At 65.7% G+C, this 26,423-nt stretch carries 28 protein-coding genes and 1 pseudogene; 13 read left to right on the forward strand and 16 right to left on the reverse strand.

Annotated features, from left to right (window positions below):
* The first annotated feature begins 29 nt into the window (after window positions 1-29).
* The 3 genes from ACZ48X_RS00335 to ACZ48X_RS00345 all read left to right on the forward strand — a co-directional run bounded on the left by ACZ48X_RS00335 (window position 30) and on the right by ACZ48X_RS00345 (window position 1,495).
* The gene (locus ACZ48X_RS00335; protein WP_336351562.1) at window positions 30-521 is read left to right on the forward strand and encodes a hypothetical protein; all 492 of its coding nucleotides are present in this window, start codon (window positions 30-32) and stop codon (window positions 519-521) included.
* 97 nt (window positions 522-618) lie between these two features.
* Window positions 619-912: a DUF211 domain-containing protein gene (locus ACZ48X_RS00340; RefSeq protein WP_336351561.1), complete on the forward strand. Its 294-nt coding sequence runs from the start codon at window positions 619-621 to the stop codon at window positions 910-912.
* A gap of 4 nt (window positions 913-916) precedes the next feature.
* The gene (locus ACZ48X_RS00345) at window positions 917-1,495 is read left to right on the forward strand and encodes a VIT1/CCC1 transporter family protein (protein WP_336351560.1); all 579 of its coding nucleotides are present in this window, start codon (window positions 917-919) and stop codon (window positions 1,493-1,495) included.
* Between the two features lie 138 nt (window positions 1,496-1,633).
* On the opposite strand, the gene ACZ48X_RS00350 is transcribed toward ACZ48X_RS00345, so the two are convergent.
* The 3 genes from ACZ48X_RS00350 to ACZ48X_RS00360 all read right to left on the reverse strand — a co-directional run bounded on the left by ACZ48X_RS00350 (window position 1,634) and on the right by ACZ48X_RS00360 (window position 4,225).
* The gene (locus ACZ48X_RS00350) at window positions 1,634-1,831 is read right to left on the reverse strand and encodes a hypothetical protein (protein ID WP_336351559.1); all 198 of its coding nucleotides are present in this window, start codon (window positions 1,829-1,831) and stop codon (window positions 1,634-1,636) included.
* Between the two features lie 108 nt (window positions 1,832-1,939).
* A complete protein-coding gene (locus tag ACZ48X_RS00355; RefSeq protein WP_336351558.1) occupies window positions 1,940-2,962 on the reverse strand; it encodes a calcium/sodium antiporter in 1,023 nt (340 codons plus the stop codon).
* A 3-nt stretch (window positions 2,963-2,965) separates the two neighbouring features.
* Entirely contained in the window at window positions 2,966-4,225 is a 1,260-nt protein-coding gene (locus ACZ48X_RS00360; protein ID WP_336351557.1) for a tyrosine-type recombinase/integrase, read from the reverse strand.
* A 196-nt stretch (window positions 4,226-4,421) separates the two neighbouring features.
* Between ACZ48X_RS00360 and ACZ48X_RS00365 the strand changes: the two genes are divergently transcribed.
* The 3 genes from ACZ48X_RS00365 (at window position 4,422) to ACZ48X_RS00375 (ending at window position 6,904) form a co-directional block, all read left to right on the forward strand.
* On the forward strand, window positions 4,422-4,658 hold the full coding sequence (locus tag ACZ48X_RS00365) for a hypothetical protein (protein WP_336351556.1): 237 nt from the start codon (window positions 4,422-4,424) through the stop codon (window positions 4,656-4,658).
* Between the two features lie 87 nt (window positions 4,659-4,745).
* Complete coding sequence (locus ACZ48X_RS00370) at window positions 4,746-5,756, forward strand: NADP-dependent oxidoreductase (RefSeq protein ID WP_336351555.1); 1,011 nt, start codon at window positions 4,746-4,748, stop codon at window positions 5,754-5,756.
* 116 nt (window positions 5,757-5,872) lie between these two features.
* Window positions 5,873-6,904 carry a histidine kinase N-terminal 7TM domain-containing protein gene (locus tag ACZ48X_RS00375; protein WP_336351554.1) on the forward strand — a complete coding sequence of 344 codons (1,032 nt, stop codon included), beginning with the start codon at window positions 5,873-5,875 and terminating at the stop codon, window positions 6,902-6,904.
* Window positions 6,905-6,961: 57 nt separating this feature from the next.
* Here ACZ48X_RS00375 and ACZ48X_RS00380 read toward each other — a convergent pair whose 3' ends face one another.
* The 7 genes and pseudogenes from ACZ48X_RS00380 to ACZ48X_RS00410 form a co-directional block, all read right to left on the reverse strand.
* Window positions 6,962-7,303 (reverse strand): glutaredoxin family protein, encoded by a 342-nt coding sequence (locus ACZ48X_RS00380; protein ID WP_336351553.1) that lies wholly within the window; start codon window positions 7,301-7,303, stop codon window positions 6,962-6,964.
* 93 nt (window positions 7,304-7,396) lie between these two features.
* Window positions 7,397-7,642 carry a BolA family protein gene (locus ACZ48X_RS00385; RefSeq protein WP_336351552.1) on the reverse strand — a complete coding sequence of 82 codons (246 nt, stop codon included), beginning with the start codon at window positions 7,640-7,642 and terminating at the stop codon, window positions 7,397-7,399.
* Between the two features lie 504 nt (window positions 7,643-8,146).
* Window positions 8,147-9,823, reverse strand: a pseudogene (locus tag ACZ48X_RS00390) (transposase).
* A gap of 97 nt (window positions 9,824-9,920) precedes the next feature.
* Window positions 9,921-10,349 (reverse strand): DUF8036 family membrane protein, encoded by a 429-nt coding sequence (locus ACZ48X_RS00395; RefSeq protein ID WP_227133032.1) that lies wholly within the window; start codon window positions 10,347-10,349, stop codon window positions 9,921-9,923.
* Window positions 10,336-10,626 carry an ArsR/SmtB family transcription factor gene (locus ACZ48X_RS00400; protein ID WP_227133031.1) on the reverse strand — a complete coding sequence of 97 codons (291 nt, stop codon included), beginning with the start codon at window positions 10,624-10,626 and terminating at the stop codon, window positions 10,336-10,338. Before ACZ48X_RS00400 ends, ACZ48X_RS00395 begins: the two co-directional genes overlap by 14 nt.
* A gap of 68 nt (window positions 10,627-10,694) precedes the next feature.
* Complete coding sequence (locus tag ACZ48X_RS00405) at window positions 10,695-11,057, reverse strand: alpha/beta hydrolase family protein (RefSeq protein WP_227133030.1); 363 nt, start codon at window positions 11,055-11,057, stop codon at window positions 10,695-10,697.
* Window positions 11,058-12,122: 1,065 nt separating this feature from the next.
* On the reverse strand, window positions 12,123-12,923 hold the full coding sequence (locus tag ACZ48X_RS00410; protein WP_379762720.1) for a TrmB family transcriptional regulator: 801 nt from the start codon (window positions 12,921-12,923) through the stop codon (window positions 12,123-12,125).
* 391 nt (window positions 12,924-13,314) lie between these two features.
* Between ACZ48X_RS00410 and ACZ48X_RS00415 the strand changes: the two genes are divergently transcribed.
* Window positions 13,315-14,121 (forward strand): TrmB family transcriptional regulator, encoded by an 807-nt coding sequence (locus ACZ48X_RS00415; protein ID WP_336351550.1) that lies wholly within the window; start codon window positions 13,315-13,317, stop codon window positions 14,119-14,121.
* 118 nt (window positions 14,122-14,239) lie between these two features.
* Here ACZ48X_RS00415 and ACZ48X_RS00420 read toward each other — a convergent pair whose 3' ends face one another.
* On the reverse strand, window positions 14,240-14,569 hold the full coding sequence (locus ACZ48X_RS00420) for a hypothetical protein (RefSeq protein WP_336351549.1): 330 nt from the start codon (window positions 14,567-14,569) through the stop codon (window positions 14,240-14,242).
* 484 nt (window positions 14,570-15,053) lie between these two features.
* Between ACZ48X_RS00420 and ACZ48X_RS00425 the strand changes: the two genes are divergently transcribed.
* Window positions 15,054-15,443, forward strand: coding sequence for a DUF7344 domain-containing protein (locus ACZ48X_RS00425; RefSeq protein WP_336351548.1), 390 nt, complete (start codon window positions 15,054-15,056; stop codon window positions 15,441-15,443).
* 5 nt (window positions 15,444-15,448) lie between these two features.
* Window positions 15,449-16,168, forward strand: coding sequence for a DICT sensory domain-containing protein (locus ACZ48X_RS00430; RefSeq protein ID WP_336351547.1), 720 nt, complete (start codon window positions 15,449-15,451; stop codon window positions 16,166-16,168).
* Window positions 16,169-16,222: 54 nt separating this feature from the next.
* On the opposite strand, the gene ACZ48X_RS00435 is transcribed toward ACZ48X_RS00430, so the two are convergent.
* Window positions 16,223-18,685, reverse strand: coding sequence for a DUF2309 domain-containing protein (locus tag ACZ48X_RS00435; protein ID WP_336351546.1), 2,463 nt, complete (start codon window positions 18,683-18,685; stop codon window positions 16,223-16,225).
* Window positions 18,675-20,162 carry a proton-conducting transporter transmembrane domain-containing protein gene (locus ACZ48X_RS00440; protein ID WP_336351545.1) on the reverse strand — a complete coding sequence of 496 codons (1,488 nt, stop codon included), beginning with the start codon at window positions 20,160-20,162 and terminating at the stop codon, window positions 18,675-18,677. The genes ACZ48X_RS00435 and ACZ48X_RS00440 overlap by 11 nt, the downstream gene beginning before the upstream one ends.
* A 349-nt stretch (window positions 20,163-20,511) precedes the next feature.
* On the opposite strand from ACZ48X_RS00440, the gene ACZ48X_RS00445 reads away from it, so the two are divergent.
* Window positions 20,512-21,528 carry an amidohydrolase family protein gene (locus ACZ48X_RS00445; RefSeq protein WP_336351544.1) on the forward strand — a complete coding sequence of 339 codons (1,017 nt, stop codon included), beginning with the start codon at window positions 20,512-20,514 and terminating at the stop codon, window positions 21,526-21,528.
* 14 nt (window positions 21,529-21,542) lie between these two features.
* Here the strand turns inward: ACZ48X_RS00445 and ACZ48X_RS00450 are convergent, their stop codons facing one another.
* The 3 genes from ACZ48X_RS00450 to ACZ48X_RS00460 all read right to left on the reverse strand — a co-directional run bounded on the left by ACZ48X_RS00450 (window position 21,543) and on the right by ACZ48X_RS00460 (window position 23,769).
* Window positions 21,543-22,025, reverse strand: coding sequence for an Lrp/AsnC family transcriptional regulator (locus ACZ48X_RS00450; RefSeq protein ID WP_336351543.1), 483 nt, complete (start codon window positions 22,023-22,025; stop codon window positions 21,543-21,545).
* Window positions 22,026-22,126: 101 nt separating this feature from the next.
* Window positions 22,127-23,098, reverse strand: coding sequence for a transcription initiation factor IIB (locus ACZ48X_RS00455; protein WP_336351542.1), 972 nt, complete (start codon window positions 23,096-23,098; stop codon window positions 22,127-22,129).
* Window positions 23,099-23,265: 167 nt separating this feature from the next.
* Entirely contained in the window at window positions 23,266-23,769 is a 504-nt protein-coding gene (locus ACZ48X_RS00460; protein WP_336351541.1) for a metal-dependent hydrolase, read from the reverse strand.
* Between the two features lie 314 nt (window positions 23,770-24,083).
* On the opposite strand from ACZ48X_RS00460, the gene ACZ48X_RS00465 reads away from it, so the two are divergent.
* From ACZ48X_RS00465 to ACZ48X_RS00475, 3 genes are read left to right on the forward strand one after another with little or no spacing between them, the layout of a single operon-like run.
* The gene (locus ACZ48X_RS00465; RefSeq protein ID WP_336351540.1) at window positions 24,084-24,359 is read left to right on the forward strand and encodes a hypothetical protein; all 276 of its coding nucleotides are present in this window, start codon (window positions 24,084-24,086) and stop codon (window positions 24,357-24,359) included.
* Window positions 24,360-25,451 (forward strand): DUF4350 domain-containing protein, encoded by a 1,092-nt coding sequence (locus tag ACZ48X_RS00470; RefSeq protein WP_336351539.1) that lies wholly within the window; start codon window positions 24,360-24,362, stop codon window positions 25,449-25,451.
* Window positions 25,448-26,416, forward strand: coding sequence for an AAA family ATPase (locus tag ACZ48X_RS00475; RefSeq protein WP_336351538.1), 969 nt, complete (start codon window positions 25,448-25,450; stop codon window positions 26,414-26,416). The genes ACZ48X_RS00470 and ACZ48X_RS00475 overlap by 4 nt, the downstream gene beginning before the upstream one ends.
* The last annotated feature ends 7 nt before the right edge of the window (window positions 26,417-26,423 follow it).

Raw genomic sequence — 26,423 nt, forward strand, 5'->3', positions numbered from 1 at the left:
TAAACTCCCGCCCGGTCGTCCGTCGAGGTATGACGGCTCCCTCCAACCACGACGCGCAGGCAGACCGCTCGACGCGGCACGACGACGGCGAGGGAAGCGACTCGAAGCGCGGGTCGCTCGCCCGACTGGCGAGAGCGAGCGCCGGCGTCGCCGCTGTCGCAGGCGTCGGTGGCGCGCTCTACATGCTCGGCGCGTTCGGCCCGGTCAGCTGTTGGACGTCCAGGACCTCGACCAGCGCCGGGACGACGACGGTCTCGCAGGGTTGCACGGCCGGCATCGACTACCTGTTCGGAGCCGGCGGGAACGCACCCGTGCTGTTCTTCTGGTCGGTCGCACTCCTCGCCCTCGTCGGCGTCGGCGCCACGAGCGCGTGGACCGGACGAATCGGTGTGACGTGGGCGGCGACCGTCCTCTGCGGTATCGTGACCGTCATCGGCGTGTTCAGCATCGGCTGGTTCTTCCTCGTCCCGACGGTCGCACTATTGACCGCGGCGCTCGCCCGCACGGTCGCCGCGCGCTGACGAGCAACGACCACCGCGCCCGACGCGTGACCGACTCCCCCAGAATGGATGCCGACCCAAGCCATAGCTTGAAACGGGCCGTGGTCGTACCGCCGTCATGGTCGAACTGAAACGGCTGGTTCTCGACGTCCTCAAGCCCCACGACCCGGACATCCGCGAGTTCGCCGCCGCGGCCGCGCGCTGCGAAGGGGTCGCGGGCGTCAACGCCGTTCTCGTCGAGACCGACCGCGAGGTCCAGAACGTCAAATTCACCGTCGAAGGGCAGGCGATCGCGGACGACGCGGTCGAAGCCGCCATCGACGACCTCGGCGGGACCGTGCACTCGATCGACGAGGTCGTGATGGGCGACGAATTCGTCGAGCAGAGCGAGACGCCACAGGACCCCCGATAGTCGGATGTCACGCAGAAAGCGCCTGCGGGCCGTGCTCGCCGACGAGGGCGTCCGAGCGCTCTCCCGCCGGTACTTCGTCTCGAACGGGTTCGACGGGACGTTGACGAGCGTCGGCGTCGTCGTCGGCGCGTACCTCTCCGGTATCACCGACGGCGCGACCGTGTTCGCGATCGGTGCAGGGGGCGCCGTCGGTCTCGGCACGTCCGGCGTGTGGAGCGTCTGGGAGATAGAGCGCGCGGAGACCAGAGCCGACCGGTTGCGCGTGGAGGCGGCGATGCTTCGAGACCTCGACGACACCGCCATCGCCCGCCGGAACCGGACGGCGCGAGCGGTGAGTGCGACGATGAGCGGTATCGGCCCGATAGTGGGCGTGTTCGTCCCACTCCTCCCGTTCCTGGCTCCCGACGAGACGTTCACCCCTGTCGCCGCGACCGCGCTCGCGGTCGCGCTCGGCGTCTCGCTCCTGTTCACGTTCGGCGCGTACCTCGGGTCGCTCTCCGAGCAATCGTGGGTCGTCGCCGGCGCCCGCATGGGACTGGCAGGCGTCGTCGTCGCCGCACTCAACATCTTGCTCGGCGCGTGATCGGCGTCATCCGTTCGTTCCGGGGGAACGTCGTCGGTGCGGTCGACCGGTGACACCGGAACGTCGGTGCGGTCGATTGCTGACATCGGGACGTCGGTGCGGTCGATTGCTGACATCGGGACGTCGGTGGCGTGGACGTCAGTATCCGAGCTCGTACGCGACGGCGAGCCCCGAGAAGACGACGGTCGACGCGACCGTGAACGAGCTCAGCTCCGGCACGGACAACGGGAGTGCGCCGCCCAGGTACGCGCCGAGGACGCCGAACCAGACGGCGAGACAGAGGACGATCAGTCGCCGCGAGGGCGAGGGCGTTCGCGAACGACACCGGGGTTGCATTCTCGTTCGATTGTCGCTAAGAAACATAAACTAGCCGGTTAGTGACGGATACCGAGGAACAGCGACGGATAGTGCCGTGCCTCGTCGAGCGAGGACTCCCGGCCGTGGTCACGTGAACGAGAAGAGATTCACGACGAACACGGCGTACAGGAGGAGGAGCGCGAACCCGTCGTAGCGCGTGATGACGCGATCCTGGGTGATGAAGAAGTAGAGGAGCGTCGCTACGAGCATCGCGGGGAGCGCGTACGCGCGCAGACTCGTCGAGACCGACAGCGGGCCGAGGAAGCTCGGGACGCCCATCACCCAGAACGCGTTGAAGACGTTCGCGCCGAGGACGTTCCCGACGGCGAGCCCCGGCGTGTCCTGGCGGACTGCGGCCGCACCGACCGCGATCTCGGGGAGGGACGTCCCGATCGCGATCGCGGTGATGGCGACGACCTCGGTCGCGACGCCAGTGGACGCGGCGAGGTCGAGGACGGCTTGCACGAGGAAGTTCGCGCTCGCGATCACGAGCGCGAGCGCCGCGACCGACGTGAGGACGGTTCGTGCGCTGATCGAGACGTCGGCGGCGACAGCGGTCGCGGAATCCGGTTCGGTGGGGTCGGCGGTCGGGTCGACGTCCACGGGCGCGCCGACCTGTCCCTCGAGGACGTCCTCGACGGTCTCCTCGAGCCGGCGGGGTTCCTGAAGCGTGTACGTCACGTAGACGACGAGGCCGGCGAGCGCGAGCGCGCCTTCGTACCACGCGAACGTCCCGTCCCACGTCGTGAACAGGACGAACGCGGCCGAGGCGACGAGGAGCGGGAGGTCGACCCGCACGAGTTCTCGGTCGATCGTGATGCCGCCACCGAGTGCGGCGGCGAGCCCGAGGACGAGGAAGATGTTCGCGACGTTCGACCCGACGACGTTCCCGACCACGATCGCGGATTCGCCAGCGAGGACGCCGAACGTCGACGACGCGAGTTCGGGGAGGGTCGTCCCCGCGGAGACCACGGTCGCGCCGACGACGAACGGCGACACGCCGAGCGCCAGCCCGATGCGTTCGATGGTGCTCGTGAAGACGGCCGACGCGTAGAGGAGGACGGCGAGCGAAACGACGAAGACGACGGCGGTAGCGGCGAAGTCCACCATCGGTCAGTCGTCGGTCCGGCTGTCAGTTCCCGTGTCAGTCCGGCTGTCAGTTCCCGTGTCGGTCCGGCTGTCAGTTCCCTCGCCGGAACGACTGTCAGTTCCCGTGTCGGACTGGCTAGCAGTTCCGGCCCCGTAGAGGACGGCTTCGGCGTCCTCCCGGAGCTGTTCGGCTTGCACTTCGCGGTAGCTCTCGTGCGTGGTCGTCACGCTCTCGTGGCGGAGGACCTCCTGGGCGAGTTCGGCCTTCTCCGAGTACAGTTGGTGGCCGAGGCCGCGTCGCCCGCCGTGGGGTTTGAGGTACTCGCCGTCGACGTGGACGTCCGCGGTCTCGCAGCGACGCTGCATCATCGACCGCGCGCCCTGGAGGGAGATTGCGCGTGGCGTCACGTCCTCGTCGCGCGCGAGCGCGAGCGGGCCGTCGGCGTCGAGACGCTCCTCGATGCGCTCCTCGCGCCAGCCGCGCTCGCCGAGTTCCTCGCGGAGGGTCGCGTATAGCGACGGTCGATGCAGCGAGACGAACACCGGCCAGTCCGGACTCGAGGGGGCGAGCAGCGCACGGAAGCGTTCCAGGCGCTCCAGTGCCGGCGTCATCACCTGCATCGTCTGGTGTTCGCGGGTCTTCCCGAACACGCGGACGACGCCGGCGTCGAAGTCCACGTCACCCCACGTGATGCCGTTCCGGCGTTCGTCGTCGGGGTCGCGGAGGACCTCCGCGCCGCGTGCACCGGAGAGCCCGAGCGTGTAGAACAACGCTCGGTCGCGGTGGGCCTTCAACTGGTCCCACGTCGCGCGCCTCGCACCGTCGGTCCCGGCGGCATCTCCCGCGGCGTCGTTCGCTTCGTCGACGGTCGCGTCCAGCGCCGCGAACATCGCCTCGCGCTCCTCCGGCCACCAGTACTGGCGGTCCGCGTCCCCGGAGTCGGTCGGGAGGTCCTCCGTCGCCCGGAGCGTGTCGGCGGGGTTCTCCGGGATGCGGCCGTCGCGAACGCACCACCCGAGGAACGCGCGGACGACGTCGTAGTACGTGTTCGCGCTGCTCGCCGCCAGGTCGTCGTCGCGCACGCGGTCCGCGAGGTGCTGTGCGTACCGGCGACAGTCCGTCGCCGAGACCGATTCGAGCGTCTCCACGCCGCGCGCTCGCTGGAACGCGACGAACGCGTCGAGCACGAGCTCGTTGTTCCGGCGGTAGTTCCCGGCTTCCAGTCGTCGAACGCGCGCCGCCATCGCGTCCTCCAGTGGCGTCGCCGTCCCGTCGTCGCCCATCGTTACGGGGACCGTCGCCCCCCGACCTCAAGAAACCACCTCTCGTCGGAACCCGCCCCCCGTTCCGTGACGCTTCGCGGACCGTCGACGCTGCACAGTGGCTCCGGACGTGACGCCGAGCGCGAATCGGACGCGCCGAACGCTCACCAATGGAGTGGCAATAGTTATCAAGACACGACCCGTATGCGCTATCGTAATGGCAGATACCAAACGAGGCCGCGAGAAGAAGGGCCTGCGGGACGCGCGCGAAGCCGAACTCCGCGTGCTGAAGGCGGACGTCGATGCACTCCGCGACGACGAGGACGTCGAGTTCTACGACGAGGACGACGTCGACGACGAGGACGTTCTCCCGTACCTCGTCGACGACACGCGCGACGCGTCGACGATCGCCGCAGACCGCACCGGCACGTTCGACCTGCCGCGAGACGAGTGAGTACTGTCACCTGCTGACGACCACGGGGTCCCTCGACGACCTTCCGCGACCCCAATCGCATTACGACACCAGCCCCGAGCGACAGCCGTGACAGACACCAACCGCCAGTTCGTACTCGCGAAGCGACCGACAGGCGTCCCCGACCGCGACACGTTCGAGCTCGTCGAGACCGACGTCCCCGAGCCAGGGCCCGGCGAGGTCGTCGTCGAGACGCGCTACCTCTCCGTCGACCCCTACATGCGCGACCGCATGAACGCCGGGGAATCCTACGCGGAAGCGTGGGACGTCGGCGACCCCCTCCAGGGCGGCGTCGTCGGCGACGTCGCCGCGGAGAACGGAACCGGGTTCGAGGAGGGGGACGTCGTCGTCGGGAACCTCGAATGGGCTGACTACACGGTCGCGAACGCCAGCGCGCTGACACAGGTCGATCCCGACCTCGGCCCCGTCTCCACCGCGCTCGGCGTCCTCGGGATGCCCGGTCGCACCGCGTACTTCGGGACGCGCGAGGTCGCGAACGTCAAACCCGGGGACACGTTCGTCGTCACCGGCGCCGCAGGCGCCGTCGGGAGCGTCGCCGGCCAGATAGCGAAGGAAGCCGGTGCCCGCGTCGTCGGATTCGCCGGCAGCGACGAGAAGGTCGCGTTCCTCGAGGACGACCTCGGGTTCGACGCCGCGATCAACTACAAGGAGACCGACGACTACCGCGCCGCGCTCGACGACGCCGCACCCGGCGGCGTCGACGCGTACTTCGACAACGTCGGCGGCCCCATCACGGACGCCGTCTTCCAGCGACTGAACGTCGACGCGCGCGTCGCCGTCTGCGGCCAGATATCGCTCTACAACGCCACCGAGATACCGACCGGCCCCCGGAAACTCCCCGCGCTCATCGAATCCCGCGCGCAGGTCGAGGGCTTCCTCGTGAACGACTTCCAGGCGCGCTTCGAGCAAGCCACGCGCCAGCTCGCCGAGTGGGTCGGCGACGGCACCATCCAGTACCGCGAGACCGTCACGGAGGGCCTCGAGAACGCACCCGACGCGTTCCTCGGCCTCTTCGAGGGGGACAACATCGGGAAGCAGCTCGTCGCCGTCGACGAATAGGGCTCGGAAGACGCGTCCGGTCGACCCATCCGTCGACCGTCGGCCGACGCCCCGTACTTGAATGAGCGTCCGATTCGGCCACAGTGGTTTTGAGCGAGTAAACAGCATGAACGTCCATGCTCATCCCGACGCTCGCCTACCAGGCCACGCTCGTCGTCGCGATACTCGCGACGATGGGTGCACTCTACGTCGTCCTCGACCGGGCGAGTCGCCCGGGCGGCCGACCACTCCTGCTCCTGCTGGGCGGCTCGCTCGTGTGGCTCGTCGTCACGTTCGTGTACACCGTCTCGTTCAGCTTCGAGGTGGCGCTCATCGCGTCGAAACTCACGTACATCGGTATCGCGTTCGTCCCCATCGGCTGGTTCCTGTTCGCGCTCGAATACACCGGCCGCGACCACTGGATCCGCACTCCGCTCCTCGCCGTCCTCTTCCTCGAAGGGCTCGTCGTGAACGCACTCGTCTGGGTCCGCACCGACCTCATCTGGACGTCCGTCGAACGGACGGGCGCGACCGGCACTGGCTCCGAGATAATCGAGTTCGGCGCGTGGGGCGTCGGGTTCTTCGCGCACGCCGCGTTCGCGTACCTCATCCTGTTCGTCGGCGCCGCCCTCGTTCTCAAAGGCCTGTTCGGTGCGTCGACCGCCCACCGCGGACAGGTCGTCTCGATGCTCGTCGCCGTCGTCTTCCCGACCGTCGGGAACGCGGCGTACCTCGCGCTGAGCGCCGCCGGCATCCTCGCGCTCGACCTCACGCCGATCATGTTCGCGGTGAGCGCGGTCGCCATCGTCGTCGGCGCGTACCGGTACTCGCTCGTCGACGACAGCCCGCTCGCCGCCGAGGTCGGCCTCGGCGAGCGCGAGGACCCGGCGTTCCTCGTCGACGACACGGACACGCTCGTCGCCCTGAACGTCCCGGCAGCCGCCGTCCTCGGCGTCGACGCCGACCAGGCGCCCGGAAGCGACGTCGAGGACGCGTTCGAGGAACAGTCCTCGCTCCAGGACCGCTACGACCGCAACCCGGAAGCCGCCGAAGGCCTGGTCCTCGACGACCCGCTGACGGGAACCGACTACGTCGTGAACGTCGAGCGAGTGGACGCGCCGGGAGCCGCCCACGGCGGCACGCTCTTCGTCCTCGACCCACAGCAGTGACGGCGCTCGCGCTGGCGACCGTCGGACGACGCGACCGGTAGAAGAGACTGGCTGGCGTTACGCGTCGAGCGTCGCCGCGAGGTCACCGTCGTCCTCGAGTTGCTCCAGGACGTCGCTCCCGCCGACGAACTCGCCGTCGACGAACGTCTGCGGGATCGTCTCCCAGCCACTGTGGGACTCGAGTGCCTCGCGGAACTCGTCGAGCGCCGGCAGGACGTCCACGGTCTCGTACTCGTCCCGATGCCGCTGGATGAGCGCGAGCGCCTTCTTCGAGTACCCGCACTGGGGCATCAGCTCGTTGCCCTTCATGAACAGCACCACGTCGTTGTCCGCGATGGCGTCGTCGACGGTCGCTTGCACGTCCTCGGGCGCCAGGTCCGTCTCGGGGTCGAATGGCATACCCGACCCTGGGGCTGCCGGAGGCATATGGCTTGCGTCGCTGGAATCGACGCAAGTAGCTTCGACGGTGGCACTGGTCGCGTTCGACGCTCGTCAGTCCTCGACCTGGTCGGGTGTGCGCGTGGTCAGTTCGATAGCGTGGATGTCCGTCGTCATGTGTTCACCGAGTGCGTCGTACACCATCTCGTGCTGGGCGACCACGGTCTCGCCCTCGAACGCGGGGGAGACGACGGTTGCGGCGAAGTGGTCGTCGTCGTCCGGGCCGCGCGGTCGCGTCACGGTTGCGTTCGCTTCGGGGATACCGGCCTCGATGAGCTCCGCGATGTCGCGTTCGTCCATGCCTGTCGCCTGGGTCGGCGCTCGCATAGACCTTTCCGAACGGCCCGGGGACTGGTCGACGACGTAGAGTTCGACGACGGTCGGTGCTCGGACGAGAATCGTCGTTCATCCGGGCAGAACCCCGATTCTCGGGGTCGTCGCTCGGTCGCGATGCCAGCAGGCGGGCTCGCGAGTCATGCCACTTGTTCTTTCTACACAAAGCGAAAGTGCTCGAGTAACGGGTCGCATCTGCCGTTTTCCGTGCTGTGGACGCCCACAACGCACGCTGAGCACGTTCATAAATGGTATTTCGCTATAGCAAATTTGCTTGAGCGGAAGTTGAGACGACAGTGGGTTTAGCGGGCCTGTGATGCGCGAATTTGACCGATTCGGTCAGCGGAAACTGCTCCAGATCACTCTCCAAGCGGCCATTCTTGCCAAACTTTCAACCATATGGGCAGATTTTTTCAGACGTCCAATAGTGTAGCCACTCAGACGGCGGGCTAACCCAGACAGAGTGTCTCTCTACCCGATTCCAGTTTCCTTCTTCAGCAGCGTCAGCGTGTTGTCCGCTGTAATCACCGGTGAGTGCTCATACTCGCCAGTCAATTCGGCTTGGACGAGGAGATCGACAGTTCGCCAGATCGAGTACAGCAGACACGCAAACGCGAAGTAGAAGAATCGCAGCCCAAAGTTCTTCGACGTTGTCGCCGCCATGAACCGTTTGATCGACCTGTACCCACTCTCGATCTCCCACCTGTAGCCGTACTCCGTAAGGTGTCCGCTCCCCCGATTCGTCATGAACACCGAATACTGCCGGTGATCGTCGTGCTCGGAGTCCTCTTTCCGTCGGTAGGTCAGCGTCGTCTCGTGCCACTCGTTCTTGCCGAGGTGGAGCTTCCGGTCAGTTTCATATCGGCCTTGATCGCGCTGGAGCAATCGCTTGGCCTGGGCTTTCTCGCTGGTCTGCGTCCGCTTCGGAACGACGTAGGAGTGCCCGCGCTGACTAATCATCTCCAGGACGTGCTGGCTATCGAACTCCCGGTCCATCAGTACGTTATCGACGTGAACGAGCTCTTCAGCCGAATTCAGCAAGTCCTCGACGATTTCTAGTCGTGACTCGCCTTTCCGTACCGGGCGGGCATCGAGGACGAGTGGGACAGCGTTCCCGACCAGCTGGACGGTCGCCCACTGATAGGCGTACTCGTCGGTCTGTTCTTTCGTCCCGATGATCTCGTCCTCGTGGCCGGTCCGGTCGCCGGTGAAGGGAGCAGCCTCGGTGATGTCGATAGCGACGATCCCTGCCCGGAAGAACTTCTCCGTCTCTGCGACTTCATCAATGAGTCGTCGAATTGCCTGCCGGTACATCGCTCGAATCTGCTCGATAGAGAGATCACGAATGTGGTCGCGGTGGGCGTGTCCGAGTGGTGTCCGCTCCCGCGTTGACTCGTGGACGAAACTGCGAGCACCCTCGTTTGCAGCCAGCCGCTCGCGCAGTCCGAGATACGTCTGTAGGTCTCAAAAAGCGTGCTCGTGGACCTCACAGCCCTCGCCACGATTGAGCGAGAACGCAGGGAACACGACACGGCTGACGTGCTCGGTGACTCTATCGGCGTTGTCCAGAATGGCTCGGTCGTCTGGAACCGATTCGTCCACGTCATCGCAACGAGCCGGGAGGATCTGCTCTGGTTCGCGGGGGACGGTGACGTCGGCGTTCTGCGCTTTGATGAGAATCGTTCGAGCCGCTTTCTGGACCGTCTCGCGAAGCTCATCGTTGAAGCGCGTGTGCCAACTGCGCCAGAGTGTCGATTGGTCGGGAACGGCACCCAGCCCAAGACATTCACAGAGTTCGAGATGGCTTTCGAGGTACTCGCAGAGTGCGGTCTCGTGCTCCCACCCGTGGAGTTCCTTCAGAACGAATAACCGAAATAGTGTGTCAATCTCGTAGCGAGTTGGTCCCACGTAGCGGTCGTGTACGTTGAACTGAAAATACGCTAGCGGAAGTGAGCAAACGAACTTCTCAACTGACTCGTGGTGGACGTGATCGAACCAAGCTCCTGCGACGGCGCGAATATCCGACTCTAATCCGGCAAGTGAAGCGCGGTCATACAGCGGGTTTGAAGTATAGACTGGCCACTTGATAGTCGGTTGGCGAGCAATTCGACGGAAGACAGTCCGGCGTGACTCACGCGTCACACCCACATCAGGAGATAGCTGGAGAGGCTAAAGAGTCCGTCTAATCGGTGAACGAAATCAGTCTATGAAAGCCAACTCATACCTCTGAAAAATTGATTCGAACTCAGGTCTGGCTCTGATAGAGGAGAACTAGGATGGCAAGTCCGATGAAGAAGTCCGGGAGAAACACGAACGCGCCGATATTTGGGCGAGGGCGGAAGCCGAAGACGTTGTGTACTACTGGATTTGACGTACCCGCGTATAGGAGCAGCGCGAGGCTTAGCACAAGCAGGCTTGCTGTGTACTTGTTCGGAAGATCGCGATAAAGCTGCACGTAGATGACTGCGAGTGCCACCAGTAACACGAGGTTCAGGGTGGTAAAGAAAACCTCCATCCGAATGAGCAGTTCAACCTGGGAGGACAGCGCCCTCGACGGAGGGCCATGGGACGGAACTGATGTGAATAGTGCGACTAAGAGTGCGATACCACTCGCGGCGGTCGCACTCGCTACTGTCGTTCCAAGTGGACCCTTGATCCAGTTACGAATCATCATCAACTCCGGCCTGTTCCGCCACGTCTTCCATGATGTCGAGGTTGTTCATCATTCTGTCTGAGAGGAAGTACATCTGCCCGTAATTGTCACCCTCCGTGGTCACAATATTGCTCTCCTCGAGGACTTCGAGATGGTGCTGCACTGTTTTGTAGTTCAAACCTAGGTCATTCGACAATTGATTGGTGTTTCGTGGCTGGTCGTTGAGTGCGCGGAGGATACGAAGCCGATTTCGGCCTCCACGAGACCCACCAATGAGCCACCAGAGCAACTGCCGCATCTATCGAGTATTCATTTGGTCGGTGCAAATACATTCTGTCTCGGGCCGAACGATACTACGGCCTCAAATCAGTCACTAATCCAGGAGATAATCCGATCAGCGATTTCACCGTTATTGTCGTCTTGCATCATGAGATGTGTATTTCCGGATATCCCTTCGTCCGGAAGGCTAAGCAGCGTCGATGCGGGACTTGTCTCTCCTGCGAGCTCTGCAGTTGTCTGGGTCGCTTCCTTGCGACCAGTCTGCCCACGCTCGTCGACATAATCGCCATACACGCCCATGAACGGTGCATCACCACCCATCTCCGCCACAGTTTGCGGGTCAGTCGGCGCACCGACCGGCTCAACTGCGACGATCCGTTCAACGAGGTCCGGCGCAGCTTGTGCAACTGTGAATCCGGAACTACCGCCCGCTGAGTGAACGAGCAGCACTGCCGGACCAACACGGTTGAGAAGCGCCTCTAGGGCGGCAGTCTCTTGGGGTGGTGCGAACCGACTCCCACCGCCACCTCCGGTAGTCGACCCAGTCTGGGTTCCAGCTGCTGTCTCAGTGGAATCCGCAGGTGTGGAGTTCTGGTCGCCGCCACGTCCACCCGTCTGGCCCCCACTTTGTCTACCGCCACCTCCGCCACCAGTGCTAACGTATGCGGGGAATGACGCAACGAGTTGGTCGACCGACTCAACCGGGTATCGAACGTCCTCGTATGGGTCACCGACTTCAGGTCCGAACCCCCACGTCGGCCATGCTCGATCGATAGACCACCGAGAGAGTGACGCGGAGTCAGAGTTCTGGAGGGCAGCAGTGTCTAAGCCACCTGAATCGACGTTTCGAGGCGGGTTGAATACATACACTGGATGGCCAGCTTCGGCAAAGTACTCCACCCAGCCGCGTCGACCGTCAGGTGTCGTCCGGTAAATGTACGGTGACAATCCGAGGCCAGGCACCATTACGACGGGTGACTTGTCGGTGGCCGTATCGGGCCGTGTATATACGACTTCAGCACGTCCGTCGATGACTGTACTACTGCTTGTGTTTGCGTTGCCGACGTAGAAATTTCCGAACGTCGGAGAGTCGTCATTCTGTTGTTCGGATTGCGGAGAAGTCTCAGGAGAGGTCTGTGTATTGGTGTTCGGTCCGCTGTTGTCTGTTGTGCTATTGCACCCTGCGATAGTCGCAGCAAGTGCGACTCCAGTTGCGCGAAGAAACGCTTTCCGAGAGATGCCCGATGACATACAGATCGTACTGACCGGGGAACTGACTTAGTCGATTGCCGAAATCGGCCACAGGTTAGGCACAAATTCATTCCAGTTCATGCAGAACGCCCGATATTGACAAAGGATGTTAGATTGGGATAATACTGTATCGCCCAGAGCGTATGCATTGAGAGCGCCAGTCTCAACTACTGAGGTTCGCTCCACACCCTACGAACAATCGAACCACAAACCGGCCAATACCCCGTCGAAGAATGATACCGACTGATTCTGCTGTTCGTAGTCTTACGAAGGCGAGTCAGCGTTCCGCAGCCGCCAGGTGAATATCGCTTTCAGCACGACCACGAGACTGTTCGTGTCGCCCGCGCCCCAGATGGCGGTCTCGGCCCGTGGATCGGACGGGCTCGGGTCCGTGCCGTTGACGAGCACGCTCACGAGCGTCTTCGTGCCGTCGACCATCATGAGTCGGCCAGCGGGGGTGTCTGACCAGACCCATAGCGATTCGAACAGCTCGGCACCGGGAATCTCGTCCTGAATTTGGTCTTGGACGTCCGCCGAGACGCCACCGAGGCTGATCGTCACCCCGCGATCTGCGGCGTCACGTAACGCGTCGATGATGTCCTCGGTGAGCAGGTCCTCGACGGTCATATAGACGATCTCGTCGTCCGCCTCATTGATGAACTCTATCACGCGATCGGTGACCGTTGGCTGGCCGTCGACGGTCCAGACCCCACGTTGTTCCACGCTCCGTTGAACGGGTTCGAGCTCGTCCAGCGCTGTCGTCAGGATCGACAGTCGGTGGTCCATCTCCTGTTCGAATTTTCGGACGGTGGTTTCGGCTGAAATCGCCCAGAACTCCTTGGGGGAGGACTGTTGAATGTCGACCAGTCCGAAGTCGTGGAGTTCGTCGATCGCATCGTACACCCGGGTTCGGGGGACGTCCGAGACCCCACTCACGTCTTTTGCCGTGCCTGTCCCGAGACTCACGAGGGCAACGAACGTCCGCGCAGCGTACGCACTGAGGCCGAACTGTTCGAGCTGGTCGATCGCTGTCGAGTGGGGATCGTCAAACGGATCAGTACTCATACTCTGGGGACCTCGGTACGCTTGAAACCCAGCCACGGAAAGTGGCCGGGGCCGGCACGCATCGGGTTGTGGTTGGGACACAAGTTCCGAGCCGCGTGCCGGCTTCAGGATACTGCCCCGACCAGTATATTTCTTTTGTGATTAACTGAGTGAAGATCGAATATTGTCTAAGGTCGGGCGAGAGTCGATTTGTATCCCTCTCCAAAATTTTTGTGATTCTGTGGGTTACAACAGAATTGGGGCAGTGGATAGAGGGCGGTAATAACGGCTGTATCACGGAAGTGGCCCTCTACCACTGGTGAATCGCTTCTTGGAGAGTGACAACGCCTATCCGGCCAGCGGTCGAATGCTCCGAGAACTCCGGGCATCCCCGGGTTACGAGTTGGGACACATGAGCACAGATGAAACGCTAGAAGAAGCAGTTGAGGTACTCCAGCAACTCGGCTTGAAGGAGTACGAGGCGAAGTGTTTCGTCGGGTTGTCGCGCCTCTCGAGCGGAACGGCGAAGCAACTCAGCGAGGTCACTGACGTTCCCCGAACACGGGTCTACGACGCCGTCCGGTTGTTGGAAGCACAGGGACTCGTCGAAGTCCAGCATTCCAGTCCACAGCGGTTTCGGGCAGTGCCGCTCGAAGAGGCCACCGAGACCCTTCGCGACCAGTATGAGGCGCGCGTCGACCGCCTCGCGAACGCCCTCGAACAGGCCGACCCAGTGGACCCGGAGGGCGAAGACCCGGTCCAGGAGGTCTGGTCGATGTCCGGGACGGATGCGATCGCGAACCGGTCGAATCAGCTCATCAGCGACGCAACCGAGGAGGTCGTGTTGGTCCTCGGTGACGACTCGCTGCTGACGGAGCAGTTGATCGACAGTCTGAACGAACTTGGACCTGGGGTTGATCTGTTGATTGGTGCGGTAACTGAATCGCTCGAAGCACGAATTCACGATGCCGTCCCGAAAGCCACGACGTTCCTTTCGGGGTTGGATTGGCTGCGCAGCGGAGAGGGATCTGACGAGAATTTGGCGATCGGACGGCTCCTGCTCGTCGACCGGTCGACGATCCTCGTCAGTACGATCGTTCCCAACACACAGGAGGAACAGGCGGTGTTCGGTGGCGGGTTCCGCAATGGCCTCGTCGTGATTTCGCGCCGGTTGCTGGCGCAGGGCTTGCTCCCGACACGCGATCCACACCCAGAATAGCCGCGTTCGTCGGAGCTGGCGGCGTGATCGTCGTCGGAGTCGTTCACACTCGGCCACGCTGGCACGGTTTAGTGGCCCTGTCCATGCGAGCGAGTGAGTACTGCCGCCCTCGCGACTGTTAGAGCCAGTCGTCGGGTAACTGCTCCCGATTCGTCTCCAGTAGTTCGAGGAGCGGTTTTATTTCCTCAAAGCGTGGGCCTGGAGTCACGGAATAGTGATTCAGGCTAGCGTCGATGAATCCGTGATCGTCGAGTTTCGGAAGGTGAACGTGGTGCATCGACAGGCGGGGGGACTTCTCAGCAGTGGCGTGCTCCAGCTGTTCGACATCGACCGGTAGGTCCCCGTCGGCGTTCGCGTGAAGAAGTGCAAGGAGCAGCCGTCGCCGGTCGATATGACCCAGTGCGTCGAGATGAGAGTCGAAAGACGCCGACGTCACTTCCTTGCTCATAGGAAGTGTGAGGGCATCCCAGTCCCTGAACCCCTCACATTTTTAGGAATAGTCTCTTTTTGATTATCTGCGTGAATTCTTCCCAGAGTGGTTCCCCACCCGTGTAGGACCTGGGCGGTACGAATACGTCGTGGAGGCTGAACCAGACGTATGCGTTGAGACGATCGGTCGAGACTCCGGGGTTTCACCGGTCGAATCGGTCGAGAGTCCGGGGTGCGGAGTCCCTGATTGGGGGATTCGGGGCGAACGAGGGCAGCGGAATCGGTTCGGTGATGTCTGGTCGACGTCGACCAGGAGCGACCACGGGACGATTCCACGGCAGCGCATCAGGACGAACGCGAGCATGCCAGAGCGGTAGAGGGTCGCGGATACCTCAGGGCGTACTTCGAGAGCGGGTCCGTCGGCACTCTGACAGTGTAGCGACCCCTCGAACAACATCCATCATCAAAGACTATGTGGGTTCTCTGCGTAGTCGTAAGGACCGATGCGCGACGACGAACCGGAGAAGCAAGGGCCTGCTGACGCGGGGCCGAGCAGTCCCAACGACCTCTCGCGTGACGACGTCCACCGCGTGCTCGCGTCCACGTGTCGTCGTCGCCTCGTGACGCTGCTCTTCGACGACCGGTCGCGAACCCGCGACGAGCTCGCCACCATCCTCGCCGGGTGGGAGGCGACGGGGAACCGGCCGATGGCAACGGCGACCGACCGGGCTCGTATCGAGGTGGAGCTCCACCACCATCATCTCCCGCTCCTCGACGACCTCGGAGTGGTCTCGTACGACCCGACGAGTGGCCGAGTGGTCCTCGAAGCACTCACCGACGAGACGAAGGCGACCATCGAACGCGAGCGAGACTCGCCGTCGGCCCGGGAGTGATATCCATGTTCGACGCACTCATCGGGCGAGCGCGGACCGCCCGCTCCCAGTTCACGGTGTACGTCGGCGCGGACGACCGCGGTGACGTGGACGTCGCCGAGCGGTTCGCGAACCACGACGTCCACGTCGAGTACCGCACGCTCCCCTCGGGTGGGCCAGCGCCGTTCGTCGTCGTGGAGCGCGACGGCGAGTTCGCGGGCGCGATCGCGCTCGCGGACCTCGCGGACCTCCTCGAACCGCCCGTCGTTCGGCCGGGCGACGCCGACGACGTCTCCGACGGGTACCGCGTGCTGTTCGAGGTCCTCGACGACACGGTGTTCACGGCGATGGCGCGACGCGAGTTGCTCGCGGTGAGTCGCGAGATCGAGGAGCGCGCGTTCCGCATCGGCACGGGCGTCCTCCACGCGGGGTTCCAGTCGATGTCGAGGTATCGCGCCCAGTTCGACGTGTACCGGACGCTCGCGACCGACACCGACCTCGACGTCCACGTCTACGGCGCCGACGACTGGTCGCCCCCCGAGGTTCCGGGAATCGCGTACCACGACTACCCTGTCGTGGACGGCGAGCGCTACTGGGTCATCGCGTTCCTGGGTGGCGACGAGGACTCGACGGCGAACGCGCTGCTCGCGAGACAGGACGGCGACGCGTACGACGGGTTCTGGACCGACGACCCCGACATCGCCAGCGAGGTCGCGAGCGCTCTCGACCCGGCCGCCGGTCGGTGAGCGCGAACTCGAATCCGAGACCGCGGAGCGGAGGCCGCGGTCCGGTTCGAGGTGTCAGTCGTCGGCGGCGGGCGCGACGGTCGGTGCGTCCTCGCGACCGAGCGCGTCCACCGACGCCGCGGTCCACTCCAGCGCCTCGTCGTACTCGAAGAACCCGTGGTCTTGGGTTGGGTCGACGACGGTCAGCGACAGCCAGTCGTTGTCCAGGAGCTGCTGGAGGTCGTCGTGCGCGGCGAGGACGCTCGTGACGCGGTCGAGTGGTGCGTGGACGACCGTCGATAGCCGGAGCGGCTGGTGGTGGGGCCGGTCGGCGGCGGCGAACAGCGACTGGAGCGGCAGCCCGGTCATGAGGTCGCCGCCGTTGCCCTGGTAGACGCCGACGTTCCCGACCGGGTTCTGGGTGACCTTCGACCCGCTGCCGTAGACGGCGTTGTCGACGGTCGAGAAGTAGTACTGGGCGTTGATCCACTGCGTGACGACCATCGGCCCGGTGAGGATGGCTTCGAGGGCGTCGCCGTCGGGGTCGGTCGAGTGGTCGTAGGAGTGCAGGAACGCGCGCCCGTCGAGGTCGACGTCCGCGGTGAGCTCGCGGGGGCCGACGACGAACGCGGCGTTCCCGGCGAGCCCCCACTCGGGGCGGGGCTCCGCCCAGTCCGCCGCGCGGCGTTCGACGTCGCGGACGCCTTCGTCGTCGCGCACGTCCCCGCCGTCCATCGATTCGACGCGTTCTGCGGCTGCGCCCTCGCGCGCCGCGGCGAGGTCCGCGCGGAGCTGTTCGAGGTCCTCGGCGTGACTCTCGGGGACGTGGTCGTCGTAGAGCTCGACCTCGTCGGTCGTGGTGTTGTGTTCGCCGGCGAGGAAGACGGTGTCCTCGGGGACGTCGACTCCGCGCTCGCTCAGCGCCGTCTGCACGTCGGGGTCGTTGCAGATGGCGGCGAGGACGCGCGCGTTCGGGCCGCCGGGGTTGCCGGCGCACGCGCCGCAGTCGAGGCTCGACGCGTACGGGTTGTTCGCGGTCTCGCTCGCGTGCCCCGTGAAGACGACGAGGCGACCGAACGTCTCCCAGCCCATCAGCTCGAAGGCGGTGGCTGCGTACTCGACTTGCTCCTCGGTCGTCAGTCCGACCGGGAGGTCACCGTTGTAGGTGTGCTGGTGGTCGACGACGGGGTCGCAGAACTCGTGGGCGTCCGGGACCGGTTCGTCGAGCGCCTCGAACAGGTTCCGGACGCGCTCGGGGACGAGCGTCCGGGCGGCGAGCGAGACGCCGTATCCGCCGCCGGCGCTCTCGACGTAGCCGTACGCGGTCGCGGCGTTCGCCTCCAGGGTCTCGACGATCTCGTCCGCCGCTTCGCGGATCCCCAGCCAGCGGTCGTGCGTGGCCTGGTCGTCGTCGTCGGTCGGGAACGCCGAGACGTGGTGCTCGGGGTCGAGGATTGGCGGACACGCGTCGACGGCCACGTCCGCGTCGTACCCCTCGTAGCGCATCGGGACCCCGAAGAAGCCCGCGTACCCGTGGGTCTCGTAGTCGCCCTCGGCCTCCAGGTGCCGGCGGATGACCTCGGAGCGCGTGTCGATGCAGAACACGAGTTGCGCGTCGGGCCGCCCGCCGTCCTCGCGGTCGCTCAGGGATTCGCTCGCGGACGCCACCGTATCGACGAGCTCGTCGCGGTACGTCGCTTCCCACGCGCGGAGGAACGCCGCGGCGACGTCGTCGGCGGGCTGGCCTCCCGCGCGCTCGACCGTGGGCTCGATGTCGGCGCCGACGGCGTCGGCGAGTGCCAGACGCGCTGCGAGGTAGCCGGCGAGCGTCATCGGGTGCGTCGACTGCCACTCGCCGCCGTCCGCCCCGCGTTGCTTGACGAAGCTCGTCCACCCGGAGAGCGCCGCGAGTTGCTCCTCGAAGATGGCCTGCCACTGGCTCTCCGGGTACGGGTCGAGGACGGTCGCGATGGCGTCGACGGGCCGCTCGGGGAGGTCGGCGAGGACTCCGTCCGTCGGCACGTCCCCGTCGTGCGGGACGACGTCGCGGAACGCGGCGTAGAATCCGGCGTCGCGGTTCGGCATCGACCAGTGCGCGCTGCCCTCGTCGAGGAACGCCGACAGCCACTTCGAGAGCACGCGGTCGACGCGCTCGCTCTCGGTGTCGGCATCGTCCGGGTCGGTGGTCGCCGCGTCCGCGAGGCGGTCGAGGAGCGCTTCGGGGTCGTCGTCGAGGCCGGCGTCGGCGAGTTCGGCGTCGAGCGTCTCGCGGTCTATCTCGCCGGCAGCGAGCGCCCGCCGGAACGTGTCCGCGCTCGGGTACCCGCGGCCGCCCAGGAGCGAGGCGGCTTGCGCGACCGCGTCGTCGAACGACTGCGTCTCGAACCCCGAGAGGGGGTTGGCGGTCACGAACGAGTGGATCGGCCACGCGTTCCCGACGACGCTCGCCGCGTCGTCGATAGCGGTTTCGATGCGGTCCTCGACGGCGCCCCCGGAGTGGTCCTCGAGGCGCGCTTCGGTGGTGGGGTCAGTACTCATTGTAGTCCTCCGTGGTGGTGAGCAGGGTGTCCGACGACGGTTGGCTGGCGTTCAGGAGGGCGACGTACAGGCGCCGACTGCGTTCGTGGACGCCGGTCTCGATGCCGAGGTAGATGGCGACGAACCCGACGGCGATGACGCCGTGGATGACGGTCAGGTCGGTGGTGACCGTGCCGACGGCCAGCAGCCCCGAGATGGCCTCGTAGACGACGGCGTAGACGGTTATCGCGGGGAGGAAGACGAGCGGGACGGCCGCGTACCGCGCGGTCGTCGGGAGCGAGGTGTGGGCGACGGCGCTGCGGGCGGCGTGGAGCGTCGTGAAGACGACGAAGAACGTGAGGAGGAGGCCGCTGTCGACGGCGGTTCCCTTCCCGGTGAGGGCCGCGAAGACCGCGCCACCGGCGAGGCCAGTGAGGGCGGCGACGACGGCGCCGGGGACGGTCGTGACGCGCCCGATGGTGTGTTCGGTGCGGTCGCTGGGAGTGGTGCGTTCGACCTGTTCGCCGACGCTCAGGAACTGGTAGGCCTTGTAGAAGCCGTGGAGGACGAGGTGCGTGATGGCGGCACCGAAGAAACCGAGGCCGGCCTGCATGAGCATGAAGCCCATCTGGCCGACGGTCGACGACCCGAGCTTGCCCTTGACGTCGGTCTGGACGGACTTGAGGAGCTTGCCGGCGATGGCGCTCGCGCCGCCGACCGCGACGACGGCGAGCATGGCGGTGGCGTCGACGGAGAGCACGGGCGCGAACCGCGTGAGGAGGATGCCGCCGGCGTTGACGAACCCGGCGTGCATGAGCGCCGAGGCGGGCGTGGGAGCGGTCATCGAGGAGAGCAGCCAGCCGTGGAACGGGACGAGGGCGGACTGGATCATCGCGGCGAGTACGAGCGCGCCGACCGCGACCAGCCAGGGAAGCCCCCCGAGCGAGTCGGCTACGGCCCCGATGCCGGAGACGGTGGTCGCGCCGGTCGTCGACCAGAGGGTCGCGAGGGCGACGCCGAGGAGGGCGGTGCTGGCGAGGAAGTACCGGCGTGCGACGCTGGCGGCCGCCTGTGCCTGCGGCCAGCCGTCGACGGTCCCGACGAGTTCGGCCATCAGCAGGCCCATGGCGAGCCAGAGGACGACGAAGAGCGCGACGTGGTCGGCGGCGACGAGCCCGAGCACGACGAGCGTGAACGCGAACACGGTCGCGAAGAACGTCGTCTCGTGAGCGCTCCCGGCCATGTACCGCCGCGAGTAACTGTGGACGATGCCGCTGAAGAACGTCACGACGACCCACATGAGTACGGTGAGGCCGTCGACGGCGACGACGCCCGCGAACTCCCAGGGGCCGCCGAGTCGGACGTGCGCGAGGAGTGCGGCGATGCTCGCGGCGAACAGCGACCAGACGAGCCACGTCAGTGCCACGGCCACGAGCGGCGTGTCAGCCGTCGTGTCCGGGAGCGATCCGACCGTCGTCCGCGAGGTGCGTCCTGACATCGTTCGCTCGAAGCGACCGGTTCGGGCCGTCCGCCCCGCACGCCACGACCAGACCAGTCGTATTCGGCCGATGAGAGAACAGATTAACTAATAAATCTATCTATGTTCCCAAATCGTTCGCAAGAATCGCCCGAAAGAACGTTATGTTTTCGCATGGGTCGTGGTGGCACGCCCCTGACTGTTGCGACGCCCGACGGAGAACACCCCAGAGACGGCCGTTTCGAACGCGCGGAGACAGAACCACGAGTCCACGTTCGACGCATCACTCCCACGAACGGCCACTGGTTACCAGTTCGTTCGATATTCCCGATTCAAAACCCATATCGTGAACAACGCCGCAGTGCGTTGCATGGAGGAACTCACGGGGACCATCCTCGCCGGACGGTCCTTCGAACCCATCCGGGGGCGCGTCGTCGTCGACGACGGCCGCATCGAGGCCGTCGAGGAGACCGCCACGGAATCGACCGACATCGTCCTCCCCGCGTTCGTGAACGCTCACACGCACCTCGGGGACTCCATCGCGAAGGAGGCCGCCGTCTCCCTGTCGCTCGACGACGCCGTCGCACCCCCCGACAGCCTGAAGCACCGACGGTTGGCCGACGCCGACCGCACCGAACTCGTCGACGCGATGACGCGAACGCTCCAGTACATGGCACGGACCGGCACCGTCGCCACGCTCGACTTCCGCGAGAACGGCATCCCGGGGGCGCGCGCACTCCGCGACGCAGCCGACCCCCTCGACGTCGACGCGTTCGTCTTCGGGAGCGACGACACCGCCGTCCTCGACGTCGCCGACGGCTACGGCGCCTCCGGCGCGAACGACGACGACTTCGCCACGGAGCGAGCCACGTGCACGGAGCGCGACGCCCCCTTCGCCATCCACGCCGGCGAACCCGACGCCACCGACATCCATCCCGCACTCGACCTGGAACCCGACCTCCTCGTCCACATGGTCCACGCGCGCGACGACCACCTCGACCGCGTCGCCGAACAGGACGTCCCCATCGCCGTCTGCCCACGCGCGAACGCAGTCCTCGACGTCGGGAGCGCACCGATACGCGACCTCCTCGACCACACCACGGTCGCACTCGGCACCGACAACGTGATGCTCAACCAACCGTCGATGTTCCGCGAGATGGCGTTCACCGCCAAGCAGTTCGACGTCACCGCCCGCGACGTGTTACGGATGGCGACGACCGCCGGCGCCGACATCGCCGGACTCGACTGCGGCGTCGTCGAACCCGGTCGGCGAGCCGCCCTCCTCGTCCTCGACGGCGACTCGCACAACCTCGCCGGCACCGAGGACACCGTCGAAGCCGTCGTCCGCCGCGCCACCGGCCTCGACGTCGAACGCGTCCTCCTCTAGCCCGCCCCGCGCACTCACTCGTCGTCGCGGCCGCCGCCCGTGTCGAACTTCCCGAACGGCGTCGTCTCGTGACTCCGAACCAGCACCTCGTCGGCCACGGTCAACCCCATGTCCAGCAGCTCCTGGGCGACCGGCGTGATGTCGTTGTCCGACTCCCCCACCGCCGTCACCAAGAGGTTCTGCTCGCCCGTCACCAGCTCCTGTACCGACACCACCCCCTCGATCTCGAGTATCTCCGGGATGATCGTCCCGCGCTCGGGGATCGACGCCGTACAGAACAACAGCATCCGCAGCGGATACCCCGACTTCTGGTAGTCGACGCTCGCCTCGTACCCCTTGACGACACCGCTCTCCTCGAGTCGCTGGATTCGCTTGCGGACGGTACTGTCGGACGTCCCGGTTCGCTCCGCGATGTCACCGGACGACATGTTCCGCGCGTCCTCCTGGAGCGCGTGGAGGATCGCGCGATCCACGTCGTCGATGGGCTCGTCAGCCATACCCGTGACTCCGTAGCACTGGTCCTTTACTGTTCGACATTACGCGGACGTGACGACGCCCTCGCAGAGCGTCGGTCACCCCCGGGAGCGGGCTCGAGGGACTAGTGGATGCCCATCGCTTCGATCTGCTCCTGATACCGGTTCCGGATCGTGACCTCCGTGACCTGCGCGACGTCCGCGACCTCGCGCTGTGTCTTCTTCTCGTTACAGAGCAGGCTCGCGGCGTAGATCGCGGCCGCCGCGAACCCGGTCGGGGACTTCCCGGAGAGCAAGCCCTTCTCGGTGGTGACGTCGATGATCTCGTTCGCCTTCATCTTCACCTCCTCGCTCACCTCCAGTTCCGAACAGAACCGCGGCACGTACTCCTTCGGGTCGACCGGCTCCATCTTCAGGCCGAGTTCCTTCGAGACGTACCGGTACGTCCGCCCGATCTCCTTCTGTTCCACGCGAGACACCTCGGCGACCTCTTCGAGACTCCGCGGAATGCCCTCCTGTCGGCACGCCGCGTACAGGCACGCCGTCGCGACGCCCTCGATGGACCGGCCGCGGATGAGGTCCTCGCTGAGCGCGCGCCGGTAGATGACGGAGGCGACCTCTCGCACCGACCGTGGGACGCCGAGCGCGCTCGCCATCCGGTCGACCTCGCTGAGCGCGAACTGCAGGTTGCGTTCGCCCGCGTCCTTCGTCCGGATGCGCTCCTGCCACTTCCGCAAGCGCTGCATCTGGCTGCGTTTCTCCGAGGAGATCGAGCGCCCGTACGCGTCCTTGTCCTTCCAGTCGATCTGCGTCGTCAACCCCTTGTCGTGCATCGTCTGCGTGGTCGGGGCGCCGACGCGGCTCTTGCTCTCTCGTTCGCCGTGATTGAACGCACGCCACTCCGGCCCGCGGTCTATCATGTCTTCCTCCAGAACGAGCCCGCAGTCGTCGCAGACGAGCTCGTCGCCGTCCCCGCTCGTGACGAGCCGTTCGGAGTTGCACTCGGGGCACGTCTCCGTCTCCGACTCGTCGGTTTGTTGCTCGTCCGAACTGGCGACCGATTCCTGTGTTCCACGTTCTCGATTCAGACGAGCCATCGGATTCTGTTGCCGTCTAGCCGTTCGCGACATTTATATGTGTGGGCGCGGCGGCCGTGGCCGACGTCGCTGAAAGTCGGTCCGTGGCGCTGCCCGACGGGCCGCTTGGGTGGGCGAGCGACGGCTCACCAGGGGTATCACCAGGTCAAGACGGGGAATTCGGGCTGTCAGCGACGATGCTGGCGTTCGGTGTGGACGACGAGAACGGCGGCCGTCGCGAACAGTGCGAACCCGAACAGCGTCCACGCGCCGAGTTCGAAGTTCAGGAAGTGACTGACGAACGAGGAGTCGTTCTCGTACGGCGGGAGTTCGAGCAGCGGCCAGACGAGGAAGGTCAGGAACTCCCATTCGAGACCGACGAGGGCGTGAAGCGAGTCCCCGAGGAGGTGACTGGCGTACCCGATGCCGAACACGACGGCGAGCGTCGGCCGGTCGTAGCGACGGCAGACGACCCACGCGAACCCGACGACGACGACGAGCGCGAACACGGAGTGCGCGAGGCTCCGGCCGGACGGGAGGATGGTGAACGTCCACGCGAGCGGTTTGTCGACCAGGTCGGGGAATTGCGTGCCGAGCGCGACGGCCAGCAGGTGTGCGCCGCGAACCTGGTCCGTCGGGACGCTCGCGCGAGCGAGTAGATAGCCGAGACCGAGATGTCCCCAGGGCCACATCGTGACGGGGTATCGGGCCGGGGCGGATAGCTTCGTCGGTATCGACCGTCTGGTTCCCGGGATATTCACGCTTATATTTAATGGCCGATCGGAGTGTAGCGTGTGGTAACGGTAGTTGGGACCATGAGTGAGACAGTTCATTGCACGACGTGCGACGAGGAGGTTGCCGTGGTACAGACGGTTGGCTGGCAGGCGAACGTCTGCGCCCAGTGCGGGAACGAACTCGACGACTGACGGGAACGGGGCGACTGTAGCACGCGCGGTCTGCTGTGGAGACGACACCTTCTTATCACCGCCCGGACGAGTTCCTTGCGATGACGACGCGGCGTCGCCAACGGTTCGTCGCCGGGACGATGGCGTGGGCGCTCGGGAGTGCACTCGTCCTGGCATTGGTGGACGCCCTCGCGTACGAACTGTTCTTCGTGACCACCCTCATCGGGTTCCTCGTGGTCGTGGAACTGACGGCACCGCTGAACGTGACGCCCACGTGGCGGGCGCGGTTGAAGTGGCTCATCGGCCTGGGCCTCGTCGCGTTCGCGTACGTCGTCGTTCGACGCATCCTCGAGATACTGCCGCCGGGGGTCCTCTAGATGCGCGTCGAGCTCCCGCAGTACGTGCTGGCGTTCGTCGTGCTCGTCGCCGTCGCTGGCGTCGTCTACGCCGGGAGCACGTCCACCGCTGCCTTCGGGGGGTACAACCCGGCGTGGGACGGGTCCGAGGACGCACGCGTGCTCGCTGCCGAACACGGTGAGACGACCGTCGTTCGGGACGCCGAGGCGTACGAGTCGCTCTCGTCGAACGCGACCGCGGTGGTGTTGTCGCCGGTGAGCGAGTACGATCAGGCGTCGCTCTCGGCGGTGCGAGCGTTCGTCGAACGCGGCGGGACGCTCGTCGTCGCCGGGGACTTCGGTGGCGGCGCCAACGCGTTGCTCTCCGGCGTCGGTGCCGAGGCGAGGATAGACGGCCGCCTGCTCCGCGACGAGCGACGGTACGGGGCGACCCCCGCGATGCCCCTCGCCACGAACGTCACGAACAGCACGTACACGCGCGGCGTCGACCGCCTCGCGCTCAACTATCCGTCCGTGGTGAACGCGACGGATGACGTGCGGGTGCTCGCGCGGAGTTCGTCGTTCAGCTATCTGGACGTGAACCGGAACGACGCGCTCGACGACGCCGAGACGCTCGGCGCCCGCCCGGTCGTGACGGCCGAGTCCGTCGGTGACGGCACCGTCGTCGTCGTCTCCGACCCGAGCCTGTTCATCAACACGATGCTCGACCGGCAGGACAATCGCGCGTTCGTCGTCGCGCTCGCGGACGACGGCCCGGTGGCGTTCGACTACTCGCACGCGGGCGGCGTCCCGCCGCTCGCCGTCCTCGTGCTCGTCCTCGAGGAGTCCGCGCTCGCGCAACTCGCCGTCGGCGCGGTACTCGTCGCGCTCGCCGCCGCGCTCCTCGAGGGCGTCAGTCCACTCGCCGCGCTCGCCGCCGCGCTCCTCGAGGGCGTCAGTCCACTCGCCGCGCTCGAGGACCGACTCGGCCGGGAGCGTCCGCGGACGCCGCTTCGCGACGACGACGTCCGAGCGTTCATCAGGGACCGCCACCCGGACTGGGACGCCGACCGCGTCGAGCGTCTCGCGCAAAGTATTAACCGTCGGTCGCAGAACGATGAAGGCGAACGATGACCCCGGCCGAGGCGTACGAAGCGCTCCGTGACGAGACCCAGACCGTCCTCATCGGACAGGACGAGCTTATCGAGCAGTTCACCGTCGCGCTCCTGACGCGCGGGCACGTCCTCCTGGAGGGCGTTCCCGGGGTCGCGAAGACGACCGCTGGCCACGCGTTCGCTCGCGCGGTCGGCGTCCAGTACAACCGCATCCAGATGACGCCGGACGTCCTGCCGGCGGACGTTACGGGCACGCACGTCTACCGGGAGGCGACCGGCGAGTTCCAGCTCCAGCGCGGTCCGATATTCGCGAACGTCCTCCTCATCGACGAGATCAATCGCGCGACGCCGAAGACCCAGTCCGCGCTCCTGGAGGCGATGCAGGAGCGTCGCGTCACCATCGAGGGCGAGACGCTCGCGCTCCCGACGCCGTTCATGGTCATCGCGACGCAGAACCCCATCGAGATGGAGGGGACGTTCGAGCTGCCGGAGGCGCAACGCGACCGCTTCCAGTTCAAGCTCGTCGTCGACACGCCGTCCCGGGACGACGAACGCCGGATTCTGGACCGGTTCGACGCGGACGTCACGTTGGACGCCGAGTCCGTCGAGCCGGTGTTGTCGTCGGGTGACGTCGCCGAGTTACGCGAGGTCGTCGCGGCCGTGCACGTCGCGCCGCCGGTGAAGGAGTACATCCTGGACGTGGTGCGGGCGGTCCGCGAGCACGAGCACGTCGACGTCGGTGCGTCACCGCGTGCGGCGTTGACGCTCCTGAACGCGGGGAAGGCGCGTGCGGCGATCCACGGCCGAGAGTACGTGATCCCGGACGACGTGAAGGCGATCGCGTTGCCGACGCTCCGGCATCGGATGGTGCTGAACACCGACGCCGACCTCGGGGGCGTCTCGCCAGAGGACGTCGTCGAGGACGTCCTCGGGTCGGTCGTCCCACCGGAAGGGGCGACGGCCGATTCCGCGGCGTCGGACTGACCGCGCT

The sequence above is a fragment of the Halorubellus litoreus genome (assembly GCF_055378595.1).